Origin of the sequence: Pacificoceanicola niger (genome assembly GCF_048553275.1) — a bacterium.
Taxonomy (GTDB): Bacteria; Pseudomonadota; Alphaproteobacteria; order Rhodobacterales; family Rhodobacteraceae; genus Pacificoceanicola.
Map to the genome: position 1 here is coordinate 269,658 of NZ_JBLZMW010000002.1, position 24,862 is coordinate 294,519.

Sequence of the window (24,862 nt, forward strand, 5' to 3'; positions counted from 1 at the left end):
GCGCACCCTCACCGGACTGTGGGTCGCCGGAAATGAGCAGACAGATGAGCACTGAGACGAAACCTGTAAAGCCCGCCGCACGGCGCAAGCGCAGGGCTGCGCCCCCCGTGGCTGCGCCCGAACAAGCGGCCCATGCCGTGTCGCTGACGTTGGATGGCGAGGCCCATGTGGCGTTGCCGCCGAACGATCTGAGGAAAGCGGAACTGATCGACCTTGTGGTCGAGCGCAGTGGTGTGCGCAAACGCGATGCGAAACCGGCGGTCGAAGCGGCGCTTGCGATCCTGGGACAAGCACTCGCGGAGGGGCGTCCGCTGGCGCTGCAGCCGCTCGGCAAGGTCCGGCATCTGACCGTGAAGGAGCGGCCGAACGCGCGCGTGATCAACCTGCGCCTGCGTCAACCAAAACAAGGTGAAATTTCCAGCCAAGACCCTCTTGATCCTTCCGGCGAGGAGGGGTAATAGCCGCGTCACGGGTGATTAGCTCAGTGGTAGAGCGCTTCGTTCACATCGAAGATGTCAGGAGTTCAAATCTCTTATCACCCACCAGTTTCAAGGGCCTCGGTGCAAGCCGGGGCCCTTTTCGCATCGTCGGATGAATAAAGATGGAGCGGCCGGCAACGGGTCACAGGCGTCGGTCCTGACGGATCACGTGATGGGGGCGGCGGGCTTCGACGGATTTTTTGCGCTGCGGCGGTGAAATTGCGCAAGTCTTCTTGCGCCCGTCCGCGCGCTTGGCTAAAAGCCCCGTCACCGGGTGATTAGCTCAGTTGGTAGAGCGCTTCGTTTACACCGAAGATGTCGGGAGTTCGAGTCTCTCATCACCCACCATCCTTTCATTTGAAAACAAACACTTATGGTGTGACAGTCTTAGGGCGTGTCGCAAGTTCAGTGTCGGTTGCCGCCGCAGAGGAACATCTCGCCGGCGGTTTGGCATCAATGCTCTTCGCTCTTGGAAAACGGCTGGGTTTCGTTCGGGGGATTCTCCCGTGTCCGGCAACTCGCGCAAAGCCACGATCTGCTTCGTTGTCGCTTGCGGGGCGCGTCCGAAGCCGAAGATTTCGATAAACTCGATCCGTGCTTTCGCCTTCGCGGAGTGCTGCTCCCGCTCGCCTGAGTCTTGCGGTGGACAATCGCCCGCGTCGGTAACATTGATGCGTTTGCCCGCGGTGTTCGCAGGTGACACCAATCACGTGCTCCAGCGGCCCGGCTCTGTGAAGAGCGGCTGCTGTGCTCTGAGCTTAGTGAGCGAGATACTTGCTGAGCAAGTGTTCAAGAGTCCCGAGCCTTCCAGACGTGTCTGACCCATCGACAAGGCGCGTTTCGATTAATGCGAACCCGAGGGTTCGTCTATCGGGGTGGCTTTCGTCCAGGGAAAAATCAATCGGCGCGCCGGAGCGGAAGGTGACGAGGCAGGGGCTGTCGTCCGGTGGATGGTCGAAATTGAGCACCACCAACGAGCGCTTGTTCGGTGCAAGCGTGCCATGCCACTCGCTGTCTCCGATGGCGACTGTCAAGGGCAGGGTGCCGTGGGCCAGAGACGCGGTGACGACGGCGTAGAAGCTGTATGGGCCGGGGCCGGGCATACCGAATGCGAGTTCGGCAACCGGCTTGCGCGACCAGTTCCCCCAATCATCTGGGGAATTCCAGCCAAGCCCCGACCGAAAAAGCTGCCCGGTGGGGGTTGTCGAGGAGAGGTCGACAGGCTGGTCTGTCCCGTAGGTGCACGCGCGGTTCAGCGCCATGTAGGGTGCTGCCTGCTTTGCCGGGGAGGGCAGGGCGGTGCTGAAGTTCTGAAGGTCGTTCGCGAAATCTTCCCAGGTCCTGAACCGGACGTCTTCCCGGATCCGATCCCGCATTGCGTCGAGCGCAGGACGATCCGCCAGCAGGGCGGACAGGCGATCCGTGATGTCGCGTTCCGAGAGCGCGTCCACCTCAATCGCCAGTCCTTGCGTCGCGGCCTTGGCGGCCGATTGGTTCCCGACCACGCAAGGCGTCCCGGAGGCAAGCGATTCCGTGATTGGCAGGCCCCAGCCTTCCCGGCGGCTGATGGACAGGGTGAACAACGCGTTTCGATAAAGCGCAGCCAATTCCAGGTCGTTCACATCTTGCAGGACCATGACCGAGCCGGGGAACCGCTTCTCCTCGATCCTTTCGTAAATGCCGGCGGTCATCCAGCCGTTTTTGCCGACGAGCACCAGACAAGGGCAGTCCTTGCCCATCCGTGCGGCGAGCGATGTCCAGACATTCAGCGCCGTGCCATGGTTCTTGCGCGGCTCCAGCGTGCCAACCATCAGAACGTAGTCACGGCCTGCCAGCCCCAGCTTTTCCAGGGGGGCGGCTTTGTCCGTCGCCGGAAGAGATTGAAATGTCTCTATGAATGTCGGCAGAATGTTCAGATCGGATACCTCGACCGGCCCGTCATAGCGGGTGTGCTCAAGCAAGCCGTCGCGGGTTTCTTCGGAGTTGCAGACGATTCCATCGGCGGCGGTCAGAACGGCCTTGAGCCAATGCTTGAAATCGGCGGCATGACCGGCGGTGAAGTGTTCCGGCACTTGCAACGGCAGGATGTCATGCAGGAAAAAGACGCAGCGCACCCCCTTGAGGCGGAGCGGTACGAGGGATTCGAAAAGCGACGGTGTCGCCCACGTCGCGCCGAGCAGGAAAATCACGTCGCTTTCGGTAAAGGGCGTTTCAGCGAAGGTCTGCATCTGCCCGAGGATTTGCTCAACGGCGGCTCTCGGGTCCGGGGCGGATTGAATGCAGGCGTTGAATTGGTCGAGAGGCATGTCCAGCCATCCGCGATCGGCGTCGAGATAGGCCACGAAGGTCTCCGGATCCGATATGGCGGACAGCGCGTCGAGTTGGACCCTCTGGATGCCGGTCACGGTGCCATGCACCTTGAAGAAGTTGACCGTATCGGTGATGTCATAGAACCGCCGCGTGCCGGTTGCTGTGCGGGCGGCGACCTGCGATTTTGCCGGCTGTGCGATCATCGCGCCGTGCAGGGCTTTACCGAGAGCAGGATCTATTCCGGAAAAGACATGATCGTAAAATCCGGCGATTTCCGCCTGATAGGCGCGCACATCCGGATTGGCCTCCGTACGCAGATGATCGAGGGCGCCAGCGATGAAAGCATCGTCAGTCAGGATCGTTTCGGCGGCGTGTCGGATTTGCGCCTGCACCTTGGAGAGCGGAACCGTGCCCTCGGCATCGGCGGTCCTCGGAAACTGGTCAAAAAACGGATGGTCTGAGGTGAAGTCGACCGGATCCGCGTTGCGGTTTCTTGTGCGCGAGGCCTGCGTCATTTGGGCTTCATCGGCCATGACTTGGCGCAGTTGGGAGGCGCTCGAAACACCGAGATGCGCCGCGATCCTATCGAGCACACAGGGTTGCGTGTCGGGGTCGACAAGCCGCGCGTAAGAGACCAGCAGCACGTCCTCGGGTCTTTCGATCCTGCCCAGTTTCCAGGCCAGAACCGTGCTTTCGAGATAGGGGAAAATTCCGCGCATCCCCCTGTGCCAGGTGGTGTCTTTGGCGTTTGCCGCGCGTCGATACCAGGAGTTCGCAATGTCCCCAACGTCGCGCAGCAGGACGATCATGCGCAATTGGCGGCCTGCCTCGCGGAACTGCGGCAGGAACTCATCAATGTGCATATAGGCGCGCGGAGACTTCTCTCCGAAGACAAGGGCGGGATTGTTGGTTTTCTGATTGAGCAAGTCCATCGCAGGCGCCGCTGCCTTGCGGTCGAGATCAAGCGTGCGGAACCCTTCGCGGGTCAGGCTTGCCGGGCCGAACGTATGACCGTGGAACCGCTCGCTGCCACAGAGCAGGTCCGGATGCCCATTCAGGACCTTGGCAAAGAGTGTGGTCCCTGATCTGGGCACCCCGAAGACGAGAAATCCAAAGGCGTCTTGCGATGTCAGATGGCGGGTCAGCTTGGTGTCGTTCAGATCGTTCATTCAGTCCTCGGGCGGGGCACGGGCGGCGGATCAGAAACCGCTTCGAACCCGCATGATGTCATCGTGAGAGAGCGTCCGGGCGCGGGCCACCCAGTCGGCAACCTCGGCATCGGAAACCGTGATCTTTTCCGGCGTCTCCGGATAGGGTCTGATGTCTTCGAAAAACCGGGATTCAGCGGGCAGATAGCTGCCGCGCAGCGCTTCACGATCTTCGGCAAACACCTTGAGATGCTCCGCCACGGCGGCGGCGGACGGCAGACGGGGCGCGCCGGTCGGCAGGATCGCCTTGAGTGCCCGTCGCAAGATTTTTTTCTCACGCTCGGTTGCCGTGTCCACCTGCGCGGCGGTTTCATTGTGTCGGCGCAGCACTTCCTGACCAAGGGCGGAGATGCCGAGGTTCTGCCGCTGGTTCCATGGCGCCCGCGGTTCAAACCCGATAGCGGCCCGGTAGGGGTCCAGCACATCCTCGTAGTCCTCGAAGGCGAACACCGTCATGTTTTCGCGGCCGACATGGCGCTCCCAATGCCCGAGAAGCCGGGTGTACAGCATGCCGTGCGGACGTCCCTGTTCGTTCGTCAATTGATCCTTCATCGTCGTGCCGTGGCCGACGAGCCGCGTGTTATAGGAACTTACCGCCCAGCGGTCGTGCCGCCGCAGTGAGACGAGGATGGTGATATCCGGAGAAATCCGCCGGAACAGAGCCATGATCGTGTCCACGTCGTCCTGCGGTCGTGGGAGCAGCCCTTCGAAGGAAAACACGATCTTAGTGGGCGCATTTTGCGCGATCTCTTCCAGCAGCCGCGCCTCGAACGCCTGTTGGAACACATCATGGCTTAAAGGCTCAAGGCCCTGCACCTCAAGATAGCGACGGAGGTTCGCTTTCACCCCGAGATAGGCCCCAAGACCAAGATCGTTGATCAGCCCCATGGTTGATAGCGGCTTGAGAATGCCCTGTTCCAGCATCTCCTCGCGGTGATGGCGCAAAAACGACTGAAATGAGGTCGTCCCGCATTTCGAGGAGCCGAGGTGCACAATGATCTTGGGGAGCGTGGACAAGGATGGCTCGCTGTGTTGGTGGTAGAAGGTCAGGCTGCACGGAACACACAAAACAGCCCGGCTTTCTCGATGCCGTTCGCTGAAAAGCGCATCCTACGCGCTTGTTCGAGCGTGAAAAAGCCTTTGAGACCATTTTCAAGAAATCCGAGCAGATCGGGCACCTTGCCGTCTTCCTTATGTGCGAGCAAAAGGCGCCCGTGGTCCTTCATGTGCGCGCGCATGGTGCGCGCATAAAGCGGCACGCCAGGCGCGCGGATCGTGTGCAGGCAGCCGCGGTCGTGCACAATGTCGTAGGGTGCTCCGGGAATTGGACCATTCATCGCGTCCGCAACGGCAAACTGTGCGGATGCCCCGGTTTTTTCGGCGTGGGCCCTGGCCAAGGCAATCGCCGATGGTGCAAAGTCGATGCCGGTCATGTCCATGCCCTGATCGGCAAGCGCACAGGTCAGTTGCCCGTCGCCGCAGCCGACGTCGAGCCACCGTGCGCTTTTGGGGATCTTCAGTCGCGCCAGCGCCTCGATCACCATAGCGTGGGGCTTTTGGCCATGCCACCACGGGGCGAACTCGGCGTCGCTCCACTTCTTTTCCCAATCCGGCTGTTTCGACTCAATTGGCGGCAAGCGCTTGCTCCTGCTTGCGTTTTGCATCATGCGCTGCCAGATCGCGCATCAGGCGCACGGCCTCGACGTCGCCGATATCCTCATCATAGACACGCCCCGCCAGAAGGTCTGCGATCTCGCTCTTATTCGAGAAATGAGCGAGTTTGAGAAAGGCCAGAGGATAGCCCCAGAAGGTATTGATAATCAGCGATATCACGTCCTGCCCTCGATTTGACACGGCGCTGAACTCGGTCAGGGCGGCGGTCTCCTCGCCCGGGTTCGAGAGCGTGCGCAGGATCGCCTCTTCGGCCAGTTCCGCCTCCTTCAACCCAACCCAGACCCCAAAAGAGAAGATCGGGTCGAGGAAACGGTGTGCATCACCGATGGCAAGAAAGCCCGGTCCGGCGAAAACCGGGATCTCGTAGGAATAGTTGGCCCGTTTCCAGACCTGCGTGGCGCGCGTGGCACCCGAGGTCCGGCGGCTGAGTTCGGGGTGGAGCGCGCTGATTTGGTCGTCAAAGAAGGCATCGGGCGTTTGACCGCTGGCCTTGAAGGTCTCGGCGGGGACCACAATGCCAATGCTGGTGCGTTCATTGCTGATCGGGATGTGCCACGACCAATGCAAGCGTTTTCGATAATAGAGCAAGGTGTTGCCTTGCTCCGGCCCTTCATCGCGGCGCACCCCGTCAAGATGGGCGTAGAAGGCGATTTGTTTGTCAAAAGAGCCAAGCTCCCGCGCGCCCAGAACACCGGATTTCGACAGGAAGGTGCTGAAACCGGAGGCATCGACGACGAACCGACAAGGCAGGGACTCCGCCGCCCCATCCGGATGGCGCACAGTCAGCCCGGCCACGCGGTCTCCATCGCGCAGCACGCCCCGGGCCTCCGCCTGCAAAAGCGTCGCGCCCGCGGCCCGTGCCGTATCGAGCAGAAGCTGGTCGAACTCCGGGCGGCGGACCTGCCATGTCGGGGTCTCGAAGGGAACGCCGTGCTCATCGCGCGCTTCAACCGGCACGAAAAAGGTCGTGCGCGGGTCGGGGCCATAGACCGTAACCCCGTGCTTGACCGGGAAACCATGCGCCCGCATCTGCGGCTCAAGCCCCATGTCCCGCAGCAGCATCCCGGCGGAACCGGTCAGCGACTCGCCGACACGGTGGCGCGGAAAGGTCTGCTGTTCGACGATCAGAACCCGAAGCCCACGTTTCGCCAGACGCCATGCCAGCGTGCTGCCCGCCGGACCTGCGCCGACCACGATCACATCATGGGGAGTGGACAGCGCGGTCATGCGGCGGCCTTTGCCAGCATCTGTGCAACAGCGTTTGGCGTGGCGAAATTCTCCGGTGTCAGCATCTCCAGCGGAATGGTCACGCCTTGGGTCTCTTCAAGATGATAGACCAGATCCATCAATTGCAGCGAGTCGAGCAGCTGTTCTTCGAGAAGCGGTGTCTCTGGCGTCACGTCGACCGCGCCGAACCGGGGTGCGGCGGCGTCCTCGATCCACGATATGATGGCTGGCAGGGGGGAAGATGTCATGGGTCAGGCGCTTTCGCTTGGCAGGTCTGTTTTGTGATCCGCAAGACCGGCCCTGTCAATCTTGCCGGAGAAGGTTTGCGGCAACGTCTCGCAATAGCGGATGGTCGCGGGCATGGCGGCGGGCGCGAGGTTTTCAGACAGGAATTGCATCAACGGTGCAGTGTCGGCGCCGTGGTCAGGGCGGGGTATGGCGTGGAGTTCGATCCGAGCACGCAAGCTTCCGGCATCCTCAACCGTCGCAGCGGCAGCCGACAGCGTCCCCGACTGCATCGCGACGTTTTCGACCTCGTCGAGGTTTACGACCATGCCGCGGATCTTGATGTGCCGGTCGCGCCGGCCTGCGAAATAGAGGGTGCCGTCATCCGCCTGCCAGCCAAGGTCCCCGGTGCGATAGGCGTCGCGCTCCCCGGCCACAGTCGTGCGCAGAACATGTTCGGGCTGTCGCCAATAGCCGGAACTGACCGTGGGACCTGCGGCGCAGATTTCGCCGATCGCTCCGGCAGGCAGCGGCGCGCCTTCGGCATCGGCGATCCAGACCCGGGCAGGCGTGCAGGGCAAACCGATGGGCAGGGCGTCCGGAGGCGCTGCCAGCTCTTGTGGCGTCAGCATATGGCAGGTGATGACGTTGGTTTCTGTCGGTCCATACAGATTGGCGAAGCCCGCACGCGGCGCAAGAGCGGCAAGTCCGGCCAACGCGTCGGGAGGCATTGGCTCCCCGGCAAACAGCAGCCAGCGCAGATCGGGCAAAACGGCCCCGCGCAGGCGCATGAGCATCTGCAGAACCGTCGGCACGGTGTAGAGAATGCTGGTCTGCTCGCTCTGAGCGGCGCGAAGAATTTCGGCGGGGAAGGCGATCTGCTGCTCGCTCAGGACATGCACGGCAGCGCCGGCGGTCTGGCTGACCAGGAGGTCGTACAGCGACAGATCGAAGTGCAGAGGCGCGATGGACAGGAAACGGTCATCCGGCCTCGGCGCGAACACGTCGATGGCCCAGTCAACGAAGGCCCGCAGGTTTGCGTGGGTGATCTCGATGCCTTTCGGCGTTCCCGTGCTCCCGGAGGACATGAGGATGAGCGCCAGTGCCTCATCCGGTGGGTCCGTCACCTGCGGAACGGCAGGCCCGCTCTCCAGCAAGCCCGTCGCGGTCGCAACGGCGGGGCCTCCCAAGCCCTGCATTTGCGCCGCATGCCCCGGCGCGGTTACCATCAGGGAAGGGGTGATCCGCTCCAGAATGCGCGCAAATCGCGGCCCTGGCGTTCGGATATCGACCGGCACGGCCACTGCGCCCATGGAGAGGCAGGCAAACAGGATGCTCACCGAGACGACGGATTTTGGCAGGTGGATCACGACCCGCTGCCCCGGTGTGACGCCCTGATCGCTCAGCCATGCCCTGCGCGCCGCAACCTGGTGGCCGAGTTGCGCCCGCGTCAGGCGGCAGTTGGCATCGCTGATCGCCGGCCTGGTATCACAGCCGTCCCGCGTCGCAAGGCACCGGGTGATGACTGGCATCGTCATGGCGAGCCAAGCCGGGACGCAATCAGATTGCGCTGTATCTCGTCGGTCCCGGAGGCGGCGGCCATGGCGAGCGCATCCTGCACCCCATCCGCCAGACCCAGCGCATTGGCCCAGCCCGCTCCGGCCATAAGGCGTTGCAATTCCACACTTCCGTTGACCAGTGTCCGTGACAGGGTCAGCTTGCAGAGCGCGGATTGGCGCAACGCGTCCTTGCCTTGATCCAGCGACCATGCGGCGCGATAGAGAACAAGCCGCGCGGTCTCGACCTGCTGCCACAGATCGACAAGCCCATGGGCGATGGCCTGATGGCCAAGGAGCGATCCCCGGCCGTCCTTTCGTTCGCTCAGGGCTTTGCGAACCTGGGCAATATCCCGGTCGAGCGCCCCGAGCGCCCCGGCAAGGATGCAGGTGCGTTCCCATTGCATCATCGACAACACGACGCCTAATCCGGCACGCCGTTTGCCCAGGATTTGACCTTCCCCGATCCGGCAGCCGTCGAAATGCAGCGTGCCCATGTCCGACCCGCGCAGCCCATACCCATCCAGAGGCACAGCCCGGATCCCCTTTGCGTCTGTGGGGACCGCTACGACCGTCAGGTTCATCGGGGCAGGGACATCCGCTTCCCGAGCAAGAACAATCGCAACGCCGGCGCTGGTTGCGTTGGTCACGAAGGTCTTTGTTCCCGTCAACGTGAACCCGTCCGAGCCGTCGTCGGTCAGGACCGTGCCGTCGCAGCCGAGCGCTGAGCCTCCTGTCGGCTCCGTCAGCGCCAGGGCGCCGACACAAGCGCCATCGCCCATGCGCGTCAGCCATTCGTCTCGAACCTCCGGCTGCGCAAAGTTTTCGATAGCCTTGGCCGCACCGAAGAGATGCGCGCCAAGCGCAAACAGAGCGCCGCGCGCCGCGCCGCCACGGCCAAGCGCTTCGAACCCGGCGACTGTCTCCAGCGCGTTGTGCCCGCCGCCGCCAGTCACGCACAAGCCAGCCCAGCCAGCCTGTGCCACCCTCTGCCAAGCCTGCGATTTGCCGAAAGCGGTCCCCTCGGCGGCAAACAGCATCGCATCTCTCTTGCCACGCGCGATCAGGGCCTCTTGCGCCTGCGTGTAGCCGAAATCCATAATCAGAGTGTCTCCGTTTGGCTTTGCGGCGCATCTTCGAACCGGCTGTTTATACGAACAAATCGGTCTTCTACATTGCCGAAATCACTCAGCCAGACATCTTCAAGAACCCTCAGGTAATGGCTGATGATATGATCGATGCGCGCTTGTCTCGGGGCGTCTTTCGGCAGGTCGGGTATCGGCGCATGGCAGGTGATACGCAGCTTGCCATTGCGATCGAGACTGCTGAAGATCGGCAGCGCAACCGCAGCGGTTTGCGCAATCATATAAGCGTAGCCTTCCGGCACGGGGCGCATCTTGCCGAGGAAGGGGCGCGGTTTGCCGCTGCTGCCCTGAAGCCCGTCACCGGTCGTATGCAACACCCGCCCCGACCGAAGCGCGGCAATCCCGGTGGCCACGGTCCGCAGGTGAAAGCTGTCGGTCGTCTGACACTCGATTGCCGCATGCCCGGGAAGGTCCAGGAAAGCAAAGACGTTCTTGGCCCCAAGATGCGTTATGGGGATACCCAAACGAGACAGCAGATACGGCACGATCTGCCCGGGACCGACATGTCCATTCAGCAGGCAGACCGGGCGGCCCGAGGCACGCGCCGAATCGAGATGCTCCAACCCTTCGAGGCGAACCCGGTTCGGGATGTCGGCGGCGGGAATAGCGGCGTAATGGGTCATGATGGATGCTTGGAAAATCTTGGTTTTCAAGATCTTCTGGGTCAGGATCGTCTGGCGTCGGTCTCCCTCCGGCTCCGGCCTGCCCGGAAGGTGCAGCAAGACATCGCGCGACAGGCCGTACCGCTCTCCCTCTGCGCCGCCGTCCGCCGTGTGCTGCGCAATGGCCACGGCATCGGGGTAGGGCAGGCGCCAGAAAGCCTGAAGCCGCTCCAGCGGAACACCGGTGTTGCGTTCCAGAACAGCAGTATAGTCCCGGGAGAAGTTTATCGGGTCTGGCCGCTGGGACGGAACCATGGTCGCTACGTCTCGTTTCTTCCTCATCTTGCTCGGGTTTAGTCCATCTGAGTGCCCGTGAATACGGCAACTCAGCAAAGCGCGCGGGAAAAAGTCCTTTCCGCGCACGCGGCGCCGGATCCACCACAGCCCTGACGGTGCCGGGCGCAACACGGATGTCCGGTCTGTCTGCGTCGAACCCGGCTCAGGACTTTGGTAACGGCGTCGTCCCGTTCAAGCCTTTCGCGCAGAATGAGTGATCCGCCAGAGCGGTTGAGTTGCAATTTTTCGTGTCCATCCTGCGTGCTGTCGCGGCTTTCGAGCGAAATCCTTCGGGGACATGCTTCGGTGCGTGGTCAGCGCGGCGGCTGCCGACAGTATGCCGGTTCGATGTGATTCCGACGCGCCCATCTCACGGGCGTGCTTGTCAAGGTCAGCGACAGTCCGGACCGCGGCATCATTTGAACCACGTCCCTGCTGGCCCCCGAAAGCCTGTGCTCAGGCAGGCAATGGCCAGGACAGCACACTGTCAGACAGGTTTCTGCGCCGCGTCTGGCCGGAAGGGCGTGCCACCGAGCCAAAGCCAATGCGGCGTGCGAGCGCGACCAGGTTCAGGAAATCGCGGAGAGGGCCTTTGCATGCAAAGCCAGGTTGGCCGAGGCGAGAACTTTCCCTTCGGATTCCAGGGTCAGCGGCTGCCCGTGCCAATCGGTGATGACCCCGCCTGCGCCTTCGATGACCGGGATCAGGGCCATGAAGTCGTAGGGATGCAGATTCATCTCCATGACCAGGTCAACGTGACCGGATGCCAGCAGCCCGTAGGCATAGCAATCGCCCCCGAAACGGCGCATGGCGATCTGAGCTGACAGCCGCCCGAACAGCGCAAGGCCGGCCGGGTCGAACGTGTCGGCGCTGGTCGTGTAGAGGATCGCTTCGGACAGGGTGCTGCGGGCGCTGGTGTGGCAGGGCAGGCCATTCAGCGTCGAGGACGTGCCGCGCTGACCACACCAGCGCTCCCCGGTGGGGGGGATCGAAATGACGCCGAGGTCGGGCGCGCCGTCGTGCAGACAGGCAATCAGCGTGCCGAAGGTCGGCATCCCGGACAGAAAACTCTTGGTTCCGTCTATCGGATCAATGACCCAGACCCGGCTCGCATCCAGGCGGGCGTCCTCGTGCTCTTCTCCCAGGATGCCATGGGCCGGATACCTCTGCGTGATCTGCCTGCGCATCTCTGTCTCGATGGCCCGATCCGCCTGAGTCACGGGCGAGAGGTCGGCCTTGGCCTGCACGTCCAGCGGTTTGCGGAAATAGGACAAGGCCATGGCATCGGTCACATCGGCAAGACGGGTTGCGAATTGCAGCAGCGCCTCCGTTTCTGGGGAGGGTGTGGTCGTGTGCATGGTTTTTCCTCATCCGCGGATAATCGGCAGGCCGCAACGGCGCGCTTTCGAAAATTAACGTAGACAAATGCCACAAAAGTGCAAGACTACACAAATAAACCCAATCCCCACCATGGGGCGCGGCCATCAGAACGGGTCCGAGCAAGGCCCGCACCCGACCGGACAGCGTTCCGGCACACGACACCTGTGCACCAACAAGGAGACGACGATGAAATCCTGGACACATCTATCCGCCCTCTCGATTGCCACGCTGAGCCTTGCGGCTCCGGCGTTCGCCGATGAGCTGACGGTTTATACCGCGCTTGAGGAAGAAGAGATCGCGGCCTATGTCGACGCCGCCCAGAAGGCGATGCCCGACACCGAGATCAACGTGCTGCGCCTGTCCACCGGCAAGCTCGGGGCGCGTTTGCTGGCCGAGGCGGGCAATCCGCAGGCCGACGTGATCTGGGGCTGGGCGGTCAGCGCCATGATGGACCCGCAGATCCTCGATATGCTGGAGCCCTATGCGGCCAAGGGCGTCGACGTTCTGCCGGACACGTTCCGTGGCGGGGATGGCAAGTGGTTCGCCCCGATTGGCTATATGGGCGCCTTCTGCGTGAATACCGCGCGGCTGGAGGAAAAGGGTCTGCCGATGCCGACGAGCTGGGCGGATCTAGAGAATCCCGCCTTCGAAGGCGAAGTTCTGATGCCCGATCCGAACTCTTCCGGCACCGGATATCTGCATGTGAATGCCGTGCTGCAAAGCATGGGCGAAGAGGCTGGCTGGGCGCAGCTTGCTGCGATCGACCCGAATATGGCGCAGTATACGTCTTCTGGGTCAAAGCCCTGCAAATCCGCGCGCGTAGGCGAATACACCGTCGGCATTTCGCTGGCCTTCACCGCGATGCAATCCATCGACGAAGGCTATCCGCTTGCCATGGTCTTCCCCGAGGGCGGCGTCGGATACGAGCTTGAAGCGTCCGGCCTGATGGCCAGCTCGGACAACAAGGACGCGGCCAAGGCCTTCCTCGACTGGACCATGTCGGATGAGGCGATCGGCCTGTATCAGACCTACAAGGCGCTGATCACCGTGCCGGGCGTGGATGCGTCCAAGGCGGCAGAGGCCGCAGGCCTGCCGGCGGATATTTCGACCATTCTTGCGGAAATCGATTTTGTCGAAGCGGCGCAGAACCAGACGGCGGTCAAGGCCGCGTGGAAAGAGAAGTTCGGCCGCTGATAGCGGGCGAGGGGGCGGCGCCCGCGCCGTCCCCGTGACAGGCAGGTCGCCGCGCTGCGGCCTTGGAGACAGTGAAGGACACCCCGGACGCCATGTACCTGACAGTTCGAAACGCCACGAAAACATACGGCACGTTTACCGCGCTGGATGCTGTATCGGTCGAGATCGACCGTGGGGAATTTGTTTGTCTGCTGGGGCCGTCGGGCTGCGGAAAGACAACGCTGTTGCGGCTGATTGCCGGGCTGTCCAAACTGGATGGCGGCGAAATCACGCTTGAGGGGGCGCCGCTTTGCGATCTTCCGGCGCGCAAACGCGGTTTTGGCATCGTGTTCCAGTCCTATTCGCTGTTTCCGAACATGACCGTGGCGGAAAACATCGGCTACGGGCTGAAGATCCGGGGCGTGCCGCCCGGCGATGTGGCGGCCCGTGTCTCGGAGCTGCTTGACCTGATCAAGCTGCCACAGGTGGCGGATAAGTTTCCCGGTCAGCTTTCCGGCGGGCAACAGCAGCGCATCGCGTTGGCGCGTGCCATTGCGGTCGATCCGCGCGTGCTGCTGCTTGATGAGCCGCTTTCGGCGCTCGATGCCAAGGTGCGCGCCGAGCTGCGCAGCGAGATCCGGCAGGTGCAGCGCGCGCTTGGCATTCCGACCCTGATGGTGACCCACGATCAGGAGGAGGCGTTGGCGCTGGCGGACAAGATCATCTGCATGAATCACGGAACGGTCGTGCAGGCGGGCACGCCAGAGGACCTCTATAATCGACCGGCTACGCGGTTTGTCGCGGAGTTCATGGGGATCAGCAATCTGATCCCGGCGGAAGACATCGCCCGGCATTTCCCGGATTTGCTCAAGACACGGCCCACGGGGGGAGATGCGCGCCTCATGGCCTGTATCCGGCCTGAACAGATCGCCCTGTCGCCCGCCCCGAACGGCAGCGCAACCGTGCGCAGCATCAGCTTTCTGGGCAACCTGCGCCGCCTTGAGCTGGACAGCCCGATCGGACCGCTCTTGATCGAGACACACGGCAGCAATCCCTGCCGCGAAGGCGATCGTGTCGATCTTGTCATTGCGCCCGAGGCCTGCACATGGGTCATCGACGACAGCCCGAAGGCCAAGGTGGCATTGGCATGAGCGCGCCGGAAACGAGCGCCCCCGCGCGCCGCGCGCTGGATGCGGACCGGCTGCTGACGGCGCTGTGCGTGGGCTTGCCGCTGCTCGGGCTGATCGTGTTCTTTGCCTATCCGATGCTGATCGTTTTCCTGCGCTCGCTGACGGTGGAGGAGGGATTTGGCTTCGGGAATTATGCACAGGTGCTGGGCTCGTCCGGCTTCTGGCGGGCGACGCGGCATTCGCTGGTCATGGGGGGCGCCACGACGGCTCTGTCTGTGCTGCTTGGCTTTATCATCGCCCATGGCCTTTATCGCTGCGCCTTTCCCGGCAAATGGCTGATCCGGGGCATTATTGTCCTGCCGCTGCTCGCGCCCTCACTGGTGCAGGCGCTTGGGCTGATCTTTCTGCTGGGCCGCAACGGTGTCATCAGCCGCGCGCTCGGTGTCGAGATCGAGATCTATGGCTTCTGGGGCCTGCTGATCGCGAACACGCTTTATGCCCTGCCGCAGGCGGTGATGATCATCGGCGCCGCGCTGGTGCTGCTCGATGCCCGCACCTACGAGGCGGCGGAGGTCATGGGGGCCTCGCCAACACGCCAGTTCCGCGACCTGACGCTGCCTGCCGCGCGGTTCGGCATCCTGAACGCCGCCTTTGTCTGTTTTACCATCACCATCACCGATTTCGGCAATGCGGCGGTGATCGGCGGTGATTATTCTGTGCTGGCCACGGAGATTTATGCGCAGGTGGTCGGGCAGCGGAATTTCAACATGGGGGCCGTGGTCGGGATCATGCTGCTGCTGCCCACCGTGGCCTCCTATGCCATCGAACGGCAGGCGATGAAGCGCCAGAAGACCGGGCAGGCCACCGGGCAGGTCGCCTTTCGGCCCGTCTTTGCCCCGCTGCGCGATCTGGTCATGGCGGCGCTGTCCGTGCTGATCTGCGCCGCGATCGTCGCGGTGATCGGGATCGTGGTCTATGCCAGCTTTGTCACGCTCTGGCCCTACAACATGGCCCTGTCGCCCAAGCACTACGACATCACGCTGGCGGGGGGCTATTCCTCGCTCTGGATGACGATCCTGATCTCGCTCGGCGCGGCGGGGGGCGGCACCGTGGCGGTCTTTCTGTTTGGCCTCGGCCTGCGCCGTATGCCCAAGGGCATCGCACAGCCGTTGCAAATCCTCGCGGCCATGCCCGCCGCCGTGCCCGGCATGGTGCTTGGTCTTGCCTATATCCTGACGTTCAATTCGACGGCGACGCCGCTGTACCTGCTGTATGGCACCGCTGCGCTGATCGCGATCGTCAATTTCTACCACTACCACACGCAAGCGTTCCTGACCCTGATGACGGGCTTTCGCCAATTGCCACAGGCGCTTGAGGAAGCGGCAGGCAGCCTTGGCGCGGGCCTTGGGCGCACGGCGACGGACATTGTCGCGCCTTTCATCGCGCCGATGCTGGTCTCGGTCTTTTTCTTCCTGTTCATGCGCTCCATGGTGACGCTCTCGGCGGTGGTCTTCCTGACCACGCCCGATCTCAGCGTCGCCGCCGTGACCATCATGCGGTTGGATGATGCCGGCCTGACCTCGCAGGCGGCGGCGTTCTCGACCTGTGTGATGGGCGTTGTCTGTCTGGCGGTTTTGGGTATGAAGCTGACCCTTGCCCTCATGGGGCGGCGTCGCGGCACAAAAGGGGCAGCATGATGTGGGCAAAGGAACGGCATCAGCGGATCCTGTCGATGCTGACCGCCAATCAACAGGTCAGCGCCAATGACCTGGCCGAGATGCTCAGCGTCTCGCGCGAGACGATTCGTCGTGATTTGCTGGACCTTGAGCAAAGCGGCAAGGTCGCGCGGGTGCATGGCGGCGCGGTGCTGCCCGAGCCGCGCTCCGAAGATCCGTTCCGCCAGCGAATGGGCGCGCAGATCCGCGCCAAGTCCGAGATCGGCAAGAAGGCGGTCGGCCTGGTGCAGCCGGGGCAGACGATCCTGATTGATGCGGGCTCGACCACAGCGATCTTTGCGCGCGAGTTGGCCAAGGTGCCCGGCGTCTCGGTCATCACGAATTCCATCGACATTGCCATGACGTTGCAGGGGGCGGAACGCGAGGTTCTGCTGCTTGGCGGGCGGATGGCGGCAGACGTTCCGGCAACGGTGGGCGAACTGACGCTGGCGGAGATACGCCGCTTCCATGTGGATCTTTGTTTTTCCGCGCCGGTTGCGGTGCATCCGGCAAAGGGCGCGTATTTCTACGATCTTCAGGAAGCTGAGATCGCCATCGCCATGGCAGCGCAGGCACAGCAGCGGATCATCCTCGCCGATCACGGCAAGCTCGGCGAGACGAGCCGCGTGCAGTCGTGGCCCGCTGCACAGATCTCGACTTTGGTGACCAACCGCGCTGCGACGGACGATCAGATTGCCGCGCTGCGCAGGGCGGAGATCCCGGTGCTGGTCTAGCCTGCTTCAGTCCGTTCCGACGACAGGAGCACCTGAACCAGCGGATGCGGGAACGAGCGGTTCGCCGTGACGGCATAGAAGCTCTCGACGATGTCGAGCGGGAAGGGCGCGCGGATCAACAGACCCTGCGCGATTTCATCGGCCAGCACCACCGCAGGGGTGATCGCCAGCCCGGCGTCGTCGCGCGCCAGCAGCCGGACCATCGCCATGTCATCCACCGTCGCGGCAATTCTCGGGGCGATACCAAGCCGCGCCACGAGACTGTCAAACCCGGTGCGGATGGAGCTTTCGGTCGGCAGGATCACCGGCTCTGACGCGAGCAGCCCGGCAAGGGTGTCATGACGCAGGCGCCGTTTCGTGCCGTGGATCGCGACGGGCTGGTCGGCGATGTGATGCGCGACGAGGCCGGGGAAGGCGTCCCGCGCCGGTGGATCGGTCATCAAGACCATATCCAGTGCAAGGGTTTCCAGCGCCTTGAGAAGCCGTTGACTGTTGCCCGACGTCAGGACCAGCTCTGCCGCGGGCTCCTTGAGGATCGGCCGCAGAAACCGGAGCTGAAAGTTCCGGGACAAGGTCGACATGGCGCCGACGCGCAGGGGCGGGGTGGTGCCGCCGCTGCGTGTGAGCGTGGCAATCAGATCCTCGCCCACGCCAAAGATGCGCTCCGCATGATCGAGCGCGATATGCCCGGCTTCCGTCAGGGTCATGCTGCGCCCGGTGCGGTCGAACAACGGGCGGCCAAGCTGCTCTTCGAGCTGGCGGATCTGCGTCGACAGCGCCGATTGCGACAGGTTCAGCCGGGACGCCGCCCGGGTCAGGTTCCCTTCGTGGGCGACTTCGCGAAAATACCGAAGGTGATGATAGTTCAGGCGCATATCGTTCACTTTTACAGAATGATTTGATCCATACAATGAATTTTTCTTCACTATTGGTTGCCGCTACCTCACGGGGCACACACGCTACGCGAGGTTTCCAATGAGTTTTCTGCTCCTTCTGTCTCCGCTCTGTCTGGCCATTGTGGCCGCGGCGCTTTTCCTCTCTCCACCCGAGCGCGGCAATTGGCGCCTGCGCCTGCCCGAGATCGCCGCGCTTGTCTCTGTTACCCTTGCGGTGCTGGCGGCGGTCGATCTTGCGCTGTCCGGGCCGTCCACCAGCCCCCTGATCGGGATCGCCTCCATCGGGGTTTCCGTGCGGCTGGACATCGTCAGCGTCGCAATGACCCTGACCGTGGCGTTCGTCGGCTGGGTCGTGCTGCGGTACTCGCGCGTGGCGCTTGACGGCGAGGCGCGGCAACCGGCGTTCATGGGGTGGATGGCCGCGACGATCGCGGTGGTTCTGCTGTTGGTCGGGGCGGGCAATGTCGTGCAGCTTGTCGTGGGTTGGATCGCGGTCGGCATCACGCTGCATCAGCTGCTGCTGTTCTATCCGGACCGCCCCCGGGCGCGCCGCGCGGCCCGCAAGAAAGCCGTGAGCGGGATCATCGCCAGCGCCGCCTTGCTCGGCGCGGCCGGGGGGCTTGTGCTGACGTTCGGCAGTGCTGACATCGCGTCGATCAACGTGGCCGCGCGGGCCGGTGAGGGGGCGGGATCGCTTTGGCTGATCGCCCTTCTGATCGCCGTCGCGGCAGTCTTCAAATCCGCGCTCGTGCCGACCCACGGCTGGCTGACCGAGGTCATGGAAGCGCCGACCCCGGTGTCTGCCTTGCTGCACGCGGGCGTTGTGAACGCGGGCGGGTTCCTTCTGATCCGCTTTGCCGATGTGCTGATTGCCGCGCCCGGCGTGATGGCGACCCTCGCCCTTGTCGGTGGGTTCAGCGCGCTGATCGCGGCGGCCGTTGCCTTGACGCAACCGGCGGTCAAGACGGCGCTCGCGTGGTCCACCTGCGCGCAAATGGGCTTCATGGTGCTGCAATGCGGGCTGGCGCTGTTCCCGCTCGCGCTGCTGCACATCGTGGCGCATTCGCTCTACAAGGCACATGCCTTCCTGTCTGCGGGCGGGGCGGTGCGCGATGTGGCGTCGATCCGGCGGCCCGGGCCTGTTGCGGTGCCGACCTTGCCCGCCGTGGCCCGGGCCTTTGGCCTCGCCATTGTGCTCTATCTCTGCGTCGGTCTGCTCTTTGGCATCGCGGACAAGCCGCCGCAGTCGGTTGCCCTCGGGGCGATCCTGATTTTCGGCGTGGTCTACCTGATTGCGCAGGGCCTGGCGGACCTCGCGCCGCGTGCCCTGACCACGCGCACCATCGCGATGTCGGTTCTCGCGACCATCGCCTACTTCGCCCTGCAGCAAGGGGCGACGCTGGCCTCGGCAGGAACTCTGCCGCCGCCGCCCGCGCCGGACGGTCTGATCTGGGCGACGATCGTGCTTGCCCTGTGCAGCTTTGCGCTCGCGGCGGTGGCCCAGACGACCTTCCCGCTTTGGGCGCGCCATCCTGCGGCGGCGGGACTGCGCGTACACCTGATGAACGGACTTTATCTCAATGCGGTATCCGACCGGCTCAGCGGCCTGTGGACACCCAAAACCGGAGAGATCAAATGACCCTGAACATGTCCTGGCCGGGCAAGGCCCTCGAACTCTTCGCCGCTGCTGAAACCGCCACGGGGCAAGTGCCCCCGGCCTTCCCGCTGGATGCGGCGGTTGCGGTCAACCCATGGCTTGGTCAGATGGCCGAGACACGCAGCAGCGCCGCGGCGCGGATGGCGCGTGTGGGCGGCGGGCGGATGTTCGTTCCGCGCGAGACCGTCGCCGCGATGATCGCGGATGGAGAGGTCACGCAGGAGGATCTTGCCGCTGCCGCCAGCGCGCATGGCATCGACCCTGCCACTTTGCGGCGCGCAGCCGAAGAGCCGTCCGAGCCGCTGCAGCCCCTGCCGACCGTGGCCGAACTCGTCAGCGCGGCCTCCGGCGTCGATTGGCCTGCGTTTATCGAGGACCGGGTCAGCCTTTGGGCCGCCGGGCATTTTGACCGGGGGCAGGCGTTCTGGCCAGCGCCGCACATGACCGTTTGGCGGTCCTGGCGCGCCTTTGCCAGCCGCGATCTGACGCCGGATCTCGCCGGGATCGACGGGTTTGCGGCGCGGGTGAGCGAAATGCCGCCCGAGGCTCGCATGGCGTTTTTCGAGGCCTGCACGGCGCTTGGCCTGACCTCTGACGCGGCGCCGGTCTATCTGCACCGGCTCCTGGCGACGCTTGGAGGCTGGGCGCAATACGCACGCCACATTGACTGGTCCGCAGAGCGGGACGGGGAGCGGCAAAACACGCTGTTCGATCTGCTGACCGTCCGGCTGACCTTTGAGGTGGCCCTGCTCGAGCTGGGCGGCGCGGCGATTGCGCAAGACTGGCATGCCGCGCAGGCGGATTACGCCGCCGCGATCACGCCCGATGCGGGAACGCGGATCGACGCGGCATTGCAGGACGCTTGCGATCACAGCGCGGAGCGGGAATTGGCCGAGAGGCTTTCGCAAGACACAGACGCTGCTGCGGAGGGCGATGCGGAAATTCAGGCTGCCTTTTGCATCGACGTTCGGTCAGAGCCCTTTCGGCGGGCGCTCGAAACCGCAGATCCGGGCGTGCGGACCTTGGGCTTTGCTGGGTTCTTCGGACTGGCCGTGCGCCATCGCGGCCATGCCTCCGATCTGACGGAGATGCGCGCACCGATCCTGCTGTCTCCGGCTGTCGCTTCTGCAACGCGGACGGACGATATGGCCGACCGCATCCATCTGCGGGCGATCCGCGCCTGGGGCCGGTTCAAACGCGCGGCGGTTTCGGCCTTTGCTTTCGTGGAGGCGGTCGGGCCGCTCTATGTCGGCAAACTGCTGCGCGACAGCCTTGGCCGGGCAAGTGCGCCGTCGAACGACCCCTGTCCGGTGCTTGATCTGCCGCTTGCGGATCGGATCGACGCGGCGGAGGGCATCCTGCGGGCGATGTCGCTCACAACAGGGTTCGCCCGGCTTGTGCTGATCTGCGGTCATGGCGCCACGGTCACCAACGCGCCGCATGCCAGCGCGCTGCAATGCGGGGCCTGTGGCGGCCATGCCGGGGATGTGAATGCGCGGTTGCTCGCCGCTTTGCTGAATGAGGATGCGGTGCGGGAGGGGCTCGCGGCGCGCGGTGTCAGGATCCCGGAGCAAGCGCTGTTCGTTGCGGGGCTGCATGACACGGTGTCCGACGCGGTGCGGCTCTTTGCGGAGGATGTGCCGGACAGCCATGCCAAAGATCTCGACAGGCTGCGCGTCGCGCTGGCACGGGCCGGGGTCGTGGCGCGGACCGCGCGCGCCGGAACGCTCCCACGGGGGGCGGCAGAGAACCTCGCGGCGCGCGGACGGGATTGGTCCGAGCTGCGGCCCGAATGGGGGCTGGCCGGCTGTGCCGGCTTTATCGCGGCGCCGCGGCATCGCAGCGCCGGGCGCGATCTGGGTGGCCGCGTCTTCTTGCATGACTACGATTGGCAGCGGGACCCCGACGCCGCGATCCTGGAGCAGATTCTGAGCGCGCCGGTTGTCGTGGCCAGCTGGATCGCGCTGCAATATCACGGCTCGACCGTGGCGCCCGAGACTTTCGGCGCTGGCAACAAGCTGCTGCACAACGTGGTTGGCGGGATCGGCGTGCTGGAGGGGAACGGCGGCGCACTGCGGGCCGGGCTGCCGATGCAATCGGTGCATGACGGTGATCGCGCAAGGCATGTGCCCAGCCGGTTGGTGGTTGCGGTCGAGGCACCGGAAGAGAGGATCTCGATGGTGCTGGAGCGGCGTCCGGACGTGCGCGCGCTCTTTGACAATGACTGGCTGACGCTGACCGCCATGGATGACCGCGGCGCATTGACCCGGCGCTATACGCGGGGCGGCTGGACCGATCGCGCGGTCGCGGCGTTGCGGTGTGTTCAGGCGGCATGAGGCAGACACGTTGAGGAAGAACCGCTCCGGCCACGGGCCGGGGCGGTAAGCGGGGCGCGAGCTGTGCGGCGGTCCCTAGTGATAGGACAGGTCCGCCGTCTCGCTGCGCGTGGGGTGCCAGGCGGCGCGCGAGGAGGGGGGCATCCATGCGGCATCCCCGGCGGCGGCCTCGCCCATATGTATCGACAGGCTCAACTCTGACGTGTCGTGTTGTGCGGTCACGCGCAGAAAGTCACCGGCTTCGGCCAGCGCCGGTCGATCCAGCAGGAAGGCTGTTCTGCCCCAGTGACCGTCCGAATAGAGCCCGTTCGACAGCAGGATGTCGGGTGTCAGCTCCATTTCGAAACTGACGAACACCGCGTGCACGGTGCCCGCGCCGGAACAACTGAGGTCTTCCGTGGTGCGCGCGGGCTGCAGGCTGGGCCGGGTGAAATCGAATTGGAACAGGTCGGTCGCGGGACCGAGGGGGCGCAACCCGCAGGCGGAAAAATCGTTGGGTGTCAGCTGTGCGACACGGGCGAAGCGGTGAAACGCGCTGAGATCGAAGCCCTCCGCCTCATAGGGGCGCCACAGGTGCAGCAGCTTGTCGCTTTCGACGAGCTGCGCCATCAGTGTCCCGCGTTCGGGGATCGCGCGGGCATTGGGTTTGGCCAGTCTGGACATGGCATCCTTCAGCGTCGCCAGCGCCCCTTCACCAAGCAGAAGCGTATCGACGATCTCGGAAACCACCACATCCGCAGGCTCCGGCAGGTCGACGCCAACGACAAGGGTGTGCGACATCCTTGGAATGACCGTGATGCGATCGCTCAGGCCGTTTTCGGCGATGACGCGGGTCGCGGCCTGCGCAATCAGAGGTTGCTGCTCGCAGGTGTAGACGTGTTTCGCGCCAGCCCGCGCCGCAAGCATCGCCGTCAGCCCCGCACCACAGCCAATGTCGAGCACGATGTCGCCGGGCCGGACCTTCGCGGCGATGGCCTCGGCATAGGCTCGGTTGCGTGCGGCATCGGCAAGCATGGGAAAGTGCCAGCGTGGAACGAACATCTGGTGCAGCCTCTCGCGCAGGATCCGGGCTTCGTGATGATGGGGATCCAGCGCGAGCGCCTCTTCGAGGATTTCGGAGCTTCGAACGCCCCCATCGGTCAGCGGCTCCAGCGTCGCGTCCAGAACGCGCGCGTCGGCGTCCTGTGCGTCGCGGTGGGAAAAATCCTGAAAAGGCGAGGACGGCTGTAACGCGTGTTTTTCTGGCACTTTTTATTTTTCCTTTTTTGAAGAAAATGCTGCTGATCGCCATATTCACCATGCCCCTCTAAAATAGGGTAAAGGATCGTGCGAAATGCGCCCGGCGCCGCTGCAAACGCGCGATCGCCGGGTAATCCCGCAGGATGGCTGGCCTTTTCCACCGGCGCGCTATGTCTGCTTCATGAGGAAAATTGTTTCTTCTTTTCGCGCGAAAGAACCCCGATGAGCCAGCCCCCGGACACCCGCAAGCCGCTTGGCGTTCCGGCCAGCCGGTTGGGCCGGTTTGCCCGGCTTGGCTCGATGACGGCGGGGATCGCGGGGACCATGGCCCTGCAGGCCGTTGGCGAGATGGCGCGCGGTACGCGGCCGGAGATGCGCCGCCTGCTGATCACTCCGGGGAACATGCGGCGCGTGGCCGAGGAACTGGCGCGGATGCGCGGCGCGGCAATGAAGATCGGCCAGCTCATGTCGATGGACGCGGGCGAGGTTCTGCCGCCAGAGCTGGCCGAGATCATGGCGCGCCTGCGCGATCAGGCGCATTTCATGCCGCCACATCAGCTCAAACGGGTTCTCGATCGCAACTGGGGGGCGGATTGGCGGCGCTCCTTCCAGTCCTTCAATGTGCGCCCGATCGCAGCGGCCAGCATCGGACAGGTGCATCGCGCCTGTCTGAAGGATGGGCGCGACGTGGCGGTCAAAGTGCAGTATCCGGGCATTGCGCGCAGCATCGACAGCGATGTTTCGAACGTGGCGGGCCTGCTGAAGATGTCCGGCCTCATACCAAAGGGGTTTGATCTGACGCCTTACCTCGATGAGGCGCGCAGACAGCTGCATGAAGAGACCGATTATATCCGGGAAGGCGCGCATCTGCGCGAATTCGAGACGCTGCTGGAGGGCGACACGCGGTTTGCCTTGCCGCGCTATCATGAGGATTGGAGCACGGGGGATGTGCTGACCATGTCCTTCCTCGCGGGCGAGCCGATCGAGACGGCGGGGCCGATGGCGGGGGAGGGCGAGCGCAACAGGATCGCGGCCGCGCTGATCGAGCTGACGTTGCGCGAAGTGTTCCGGTTTGGAGTGACGCAAAGCGATCCGAATTTCGCCAACTACCGATATGATCCGCAAAGCGGCACGATCATCTTGCTGGATTTCGGCGCCAGCCGCCGGCTTGATCCGGGTCTGACGGAGGCTTATTGCGCTCTGATTCGGGCGGGGCTGTCGGGGGATGAGGCGGGTCTGGCGGAGGCAGCGCGGGCTCTGCATCTGACCACGGGCGGGCCGTTCGATGCACAGATCCTGCGGATGATTTGCACGGTCTTCGATGCGATCAGGTCCGAAACGCTCTTTGATTTTAACGATCGCCAGCTTCCGGACCGGATGCGCGCGCAGGGCATGGCGCTGGCCGATGCGGGCTATGTCCCGCCGACCTTGCCGATGGACGTGCTCTATCTGCAGCGCAAGATCGGCGGGATGTTCCTTCTGGGCGCGCGGCTGAAGGCCCGGCTGCCGATTCGCGAGATTTTGGAGCCGTTCGTCGCTGCGACATGATCTGCACGGCCTGCGTGTTCCGGTCGGGGCAGCGCGCGTCGGGGAACGGATCCGGTGCGCTGCGCGGCGTGGCGGTCGTGCCTCCACGCGCGTCCAGGCAGGGGCCCGCAGTGGTGGTTCCTGTATTGCTCCCGCAAGGTCATTTTCGTCCCTCCGGTTCGTCCATTGGATGTAAATGCTTGAAAAGCTGACGTATTCACGGAAGTGTCATGAACAAGCTCCATAAGGCGCCAGCCGATAATACGTTTGACCATTCGGTAAACGCTGCGCATCCTGTGGCAAAATACGATCC

The 24,862-nt window shown here is 63.9% G+C and carries 19 protein-coding genes and 2 tRNA genes; 10 read left to right on the plus strand and 11 right to left on the minus strand.

Annotated elements, in window-relative coordinates:
* Positions 1-44: 44 nt before the first annotated feature.
* The 3 genes from ACN2XU_RS03940 to ACN2XU_RS03950 all read left to right on the plus strand — a co-directional run bounded on the left by ACN2XU_RS03940 (position 45) and on the right by ACN2XU_RS03950 (position 827).
* On the plus strand, positions 45-458 hold the full coding sequence (locus tag ACN2XU_RS03940; protein WP_419409099.1) for an HU family DNA-binding protein: 414 nt from the start codon (positions 45-47) through the stop codon (positions 456-458).
* 12 nt (positions 459-470) lie between these two features.
* Positions 471-545: transfer RNA gene (locus ACN2XU_RS03945), tRNA-Val, on the plus strand.
* 206 nt (positions 546-751) lie between these two features.
* Positions 752-827: transfer RNA gene (locus ACN2XU_RS03950), tRNA-Val, on the plus strand.
* A gap of 410 nt (positions 828-1,237) precedes the next feature.
* Here the strand turns inward: ACN2XU_RS03950 and ACN2XU_RS03955 are convergent.
* From ACN2XU_RS03955 to hisN, 9 genes are all read right to left on the minus strand, one after another.
* Positions 1,238-3,958 (minus strand): glycosyltransferase, encoded by a 2,721-nt coding sequence (locus tag ACN2XU_RS03955; protein ID WP_419409100.1) that lies wholly within the window; start codon positions 3,956-3,958, stop codon positions 1,238-1,240.
* Between the two features lie 30 nt (positions 3,959-3,988).
* Positions 3,989-5,014 (minus strand): hypothetical protein, encoded by a 1,026-nt coding sequence (locus ACN2XU_RS03960; RefSeq protein WP_419409101.1) that lies wholly within the window; start codon positions 5,012-5,014, stop codon positions 3,989-3,991.
* Positions 5,015-5,043: 29 nt separating this feature from the next.
* The gene (locus ACN2XU_RS03965) at positions 5,044-5,664 is read right to left on the minus strand and encodes a class I SAM-dependent methyltransferase (protein WP_419409102.1); all 621 of its coding nucleotides are present in this window, start codon (positions 5,662-5,664) and stop codon (positions 5,044-5,046) included.
* Positions 5,621-6,898: an NAD(P)/FAD-dependent oxidoreductase gene (locus ACN2XU_RS03970; protein ID WP_419409103.1), complete on the minus strand. Its 1,278-nt coding sequence runs from the start codon at positions 6,896-6,898 to the stop codon at positions 5,621-5,623. The genes ACN2XU_RS03965 and ACN2XU_RS03970 overlap by 44 nt, the downstream gene beginning before the upstream one ends.
* Positions 6,895-7,146, minus strand: coding sequence for an acyl carrier protein (locus ACN2XU_RS03975; RefSeq protein WP_419409104.1), 252 nt, complete (start codon positions 7,144-7,146; stop codon positions 6,895-6,897). Before ACN2XU_RS03975 ends, ACN2XU_RS03970 begins: the two co-directional genes overlap by 4 nt.
* A gap of 3 nt (positions 7,147-7,149) precedes the next feature.
* Positions 7,150-8,661, minus strand: coding sequence for an AMP-binding protein (locus ACN2XU_RS03980; RefSeq protein WP_419409105.1), 1,512 nt, complete (start codon positions 8,659-8,661; stop codon positions 7,150-7,152).
* Positions 8,658-9,779 carry an acyl-CoA dehydrogenase family protein gene (locus ACN2XU_RS03985; protein WP_419409106.1) on the minus strand — a complete coding sequence of 374 codons (1,122 nt, stop codon included), beginning with the start codon at positions 9,777-9,779 and terminating at the stop codon, positions 8,658-8,660. Before ACN2XU_RS03985 ends, ACN2XU_RS03980 begins: the two co-directional genes overlap by 4 nt.
* A 2-nt stretch (positions 9,780-9,781) precedes the next feature.
* A complete protein-coding gene (locus ACN2XU_RS03990; protein WP_419409107.1) occupies positions 9,782-10,741 on the minus strand; it encodes an LpxL/LpxP family acyltransferase in 960 nt (319 codons plus the stop codon).
* A 590-nt stretch (positions 10,742-11,331) separates the two neighbouring features.
* Positions 11,332-12,120 carry a histidinol-phosphatase gene (hisN, locus tag ACN2XU_RS03995; protein ID WP_419409108.1) on the minus strand — a complete coding sequence of 263 codons (789 nt, stop codon included), beginning with the start codon at positions 12,118-12,120 and terminating at the stop codon, positions 11,332-11,334.
* A gap of 208 nt (positions 12,121-12,328) precedes the next feature.
* Between hisN and ACN2XU_RS04000 the strand changes: the two genes are divergently transcribed.
* The 4 genes from ACN2XU_RS04000 (at position 12,329) to ACN2XU_RS04015 (ending at position 16,894) form a co-directional block, all read left to right on the plus strand.
* Positions 12,329-13,336, plus strand: coding sequence for an ABC transporter substrate-binding protein (locus tag ACN2XU_RS04000; protein ID WP_419409109.1), 1,008 nt, complete (start codon positions 12,329-12,331; stop codon positions 13,334-13,336).
* Between the two features lie 71 nt (positions 13,337-13,407).
* Positions 13,408-14,466: an ABC transporter ATP-binding protein gene (locus ACN2XU_RS04005; protein ID WP_419409110.1), complete on the plus strand. Its 1,059-nt coding sequence runs from the start codon at positions 13,408-13,410 to the stop codon at positions 14,464-14,466.
* The gene (locus ACN2XU_RS04010) at positions 14,463-16,142 is read left to right on the plus strand and encodes an ABC transporter permease subunit (protein WP_419409111.1); all 1,680 of its coding nucleotides are present in this window, start codon (positions 14,463-14,465) and stop codon (positions 16,140-16,142) included. The genes ACN2XU_RS04005 and ACN2XU_RS04010 overlap by 4 nt, the downstream gene beginning before the upstream one ends.
* Positions 16,139-16,894, plus strand: a complete 756-nt coding sequence (locus ACN2XU_RS04015) for a DeoR/GlpR family DNA-binding transcription regulator (protein ID WP_419409112.1) — start codon at positions 16,139-16,141, stop codon at positions 16,892-16,894. The genes ACN2XU_RS04010 and ACN2XU_RS04015 overlap by 4 nt, the downstream gene beginning before the upstream one ends.
* Here ACN2XU_RS04015 and ACN2XU_RS04020 read toward each other — a convergent pair.
* Positions 16,891-17,769, minus strand: coding sequence for a LysR family transcriptional regulator (locus ACN2XU_RS04020; RefSeq protein ID WP_419409113.1), 879 nt, complete (start codon positions 17,767-17,769; stop codon positions 16,891-16,893). The two genes, ACN2XU_RS04015 and ACN2XU_RS04020, sit on opposite strands and share 4 nt — an antisense overlap.
* Positions 17,770-17,869: 100 nt before the next feature.
* Between ACN2XU_RS04020 and ACN2XU_RS04025 the strand changes: the two genes are divergently transcribed.
* A complete protein-coding gene (locus ACN2XU_RS04025) occupies positions 17,870-19,429 on the plus strand; it encodes a proton-conducting transporter transmembrane domain-containing protein (protein WP_419409114.1) in 1,560 nt (519 codons plus the stop codon).
* Entirely contained in the window at positions 19,426-21,783 is a 2,358-nt protein-coding gene (locus ACN2XU_RS04030; protein ID WP_419409115.1) for a YbcC family protein, read from the plus strand. The genes ACN2XU_RS04025 and ACN2XU_RS04030 overlap by 4 nt, the downstream gene beginning before the upstream one ends.
* A 75-nt stretch (positions 21,784-21,858) precedes the next feature.
* Here ACN2XU_RS04030 and ACN2XU_RS04035 read toward each other — a convergent pair whose 3' ends face one another.
* Positions 21,859-23,031, minus strand: a complete 1,173-nt coding sequence (locus ACN2XU_RS04035; protein WP_419409116.1) for a class I SAM-dependent methyltransferase — start codon at positions 23,029-23,031, stop codon at positions 21,859-21,861.
* Between the two features lie 213 nt (positions 23,032-23,244).
* On the opposite strand from ACN2XU_RS04035, the gene ACN2XU_RS04040 reads away from it, so the two are divergent.
* A complete protein-coding gene (locus ACN2XU_RS04040; protein WP_419409117.1) occupies positions 23,245-24,570 on the plus strand; it encodes an ABC1 kinase family protein in 1,326 nt (441 codons plus the stop codon).
* The last annotated feature ends 292 nt before the right edge of the window (positions 24,571-24,862 follow it).

Bases quoted from the DNA above. Each gene is read 5' to 3' on its own strand.
- ACN2XU_RS03940 (WP_419409099.1), top strand. From the start codon at position 45: ATGAGCACTGAGACGAAACCTGTAAAGCCCGCCGCACGGCGCAAGCGC.
- ACN2XU_RS03955 (WP_419409100.1), bottom strand. From the start codon at position 3,958: ATGAACGATCTGAACGACACCAAGCTGACCCGCCATCTGACATCGCAA.
- ACN2XU_RS03965 (WP_419409102.1), bottom strand. From the start codon at position 5,664: ATGATGCAAAACGCAAGCAGGAGCAAGCGCTTGCCGCCAATTGAGTCG.
- ACN2XU_RS03970 (WP_419409103.1), bottom strand. From the start codon at position 6,898: ATGACCGCGCTGTCCACTCCCCATGATGTGATCGTGGTCGGCGCAGGT.
- ACN2XU_RS03975 (WP_419409104.1), bottom strand. From the start codon at position 7,146: ATGACATCTTCCCCCCTGCCAGCCATCATATCGTGGATCGAGGACGCC.
- ACN2XU_RS03980 (WP_419409105.1), bottom strand. From the start codon at position 8,661: ATGACGATGCCAGTCATCACCCGGTGCCTTGCGACGCGGGACGGCTGT.
- ACN2XU_RS03985 (WP_419409106.1), bottom strand. From the start codon at position 9,779: ATGGATTTCGGCTACACGCAGGCGCAAGAGGCCCTGATCGCGCGTGGC.
- ACN2XU_RS03990 (WP_419409107.1), bottom strand. From the start codon at position 10,741: ATGGTTCCGTCCCAGCGGCCAGACCCGATAAACTTCTCCCGGGACTAT.
- hisN (WP_419409108.1), bottom strand. From the start codon at position 12,120: ATGCACACGACCACACCCTCCCCAGAAACGGAGGCGCTGCTGCAATTC.
- ACN2XU_RS04000 (WP_419409109.1), top strand. From the start codon at position 12,329: ATGAAATCCTGGACACATCTATCCGCCCTCTCGATTGCCACGCTGAGC.
- ACN2XU_RS04010 (WP_419409111.1), top strand. From the start codon at position 14,463: ATGAGCGCGCCGGAAACGAGCGCCCCCGCGCGCCGCGCGCTGGATGCG.
- ACN2XU_RS04015 (WP_419409112.1), top strand. From the start codon at position 16,139: ATGATGTGGGCAAAGGAACGGCATCAGCGGATCCTGTCGATGCTGACC.
- ACN2XU_RS04020 (WP_419409113.1), bottom strand. From the start codon at position 17,769: ATGCGCCTGAACTATCATCACCTTCGGTATTTTCGCGAAGTCGCCCAC.
- ACN2XU_RS04025 (WP_419409114.1), top strand. From the start codon at position 17,870: ATGAGTTTTCTGCTCCTTCTGTCTCCGCTCTGTCTGGCCATTGTGGCC.
- ACN2XU_RS04030 (WP_419409115.1), top strand. From the start codon at position 19,426: ATGACCCTGAACATGTCCTGGCCGGGCAAGGCCCTCGAACTCTTCGCC.
- ACN2XU_RS04040 (WP_419409117.1), top strand. From the start codon at position 23,245: ATGAGCCAGCCCCCGGACACCCGCAAGCCGCTTGGCGTTCCGGCCAGC.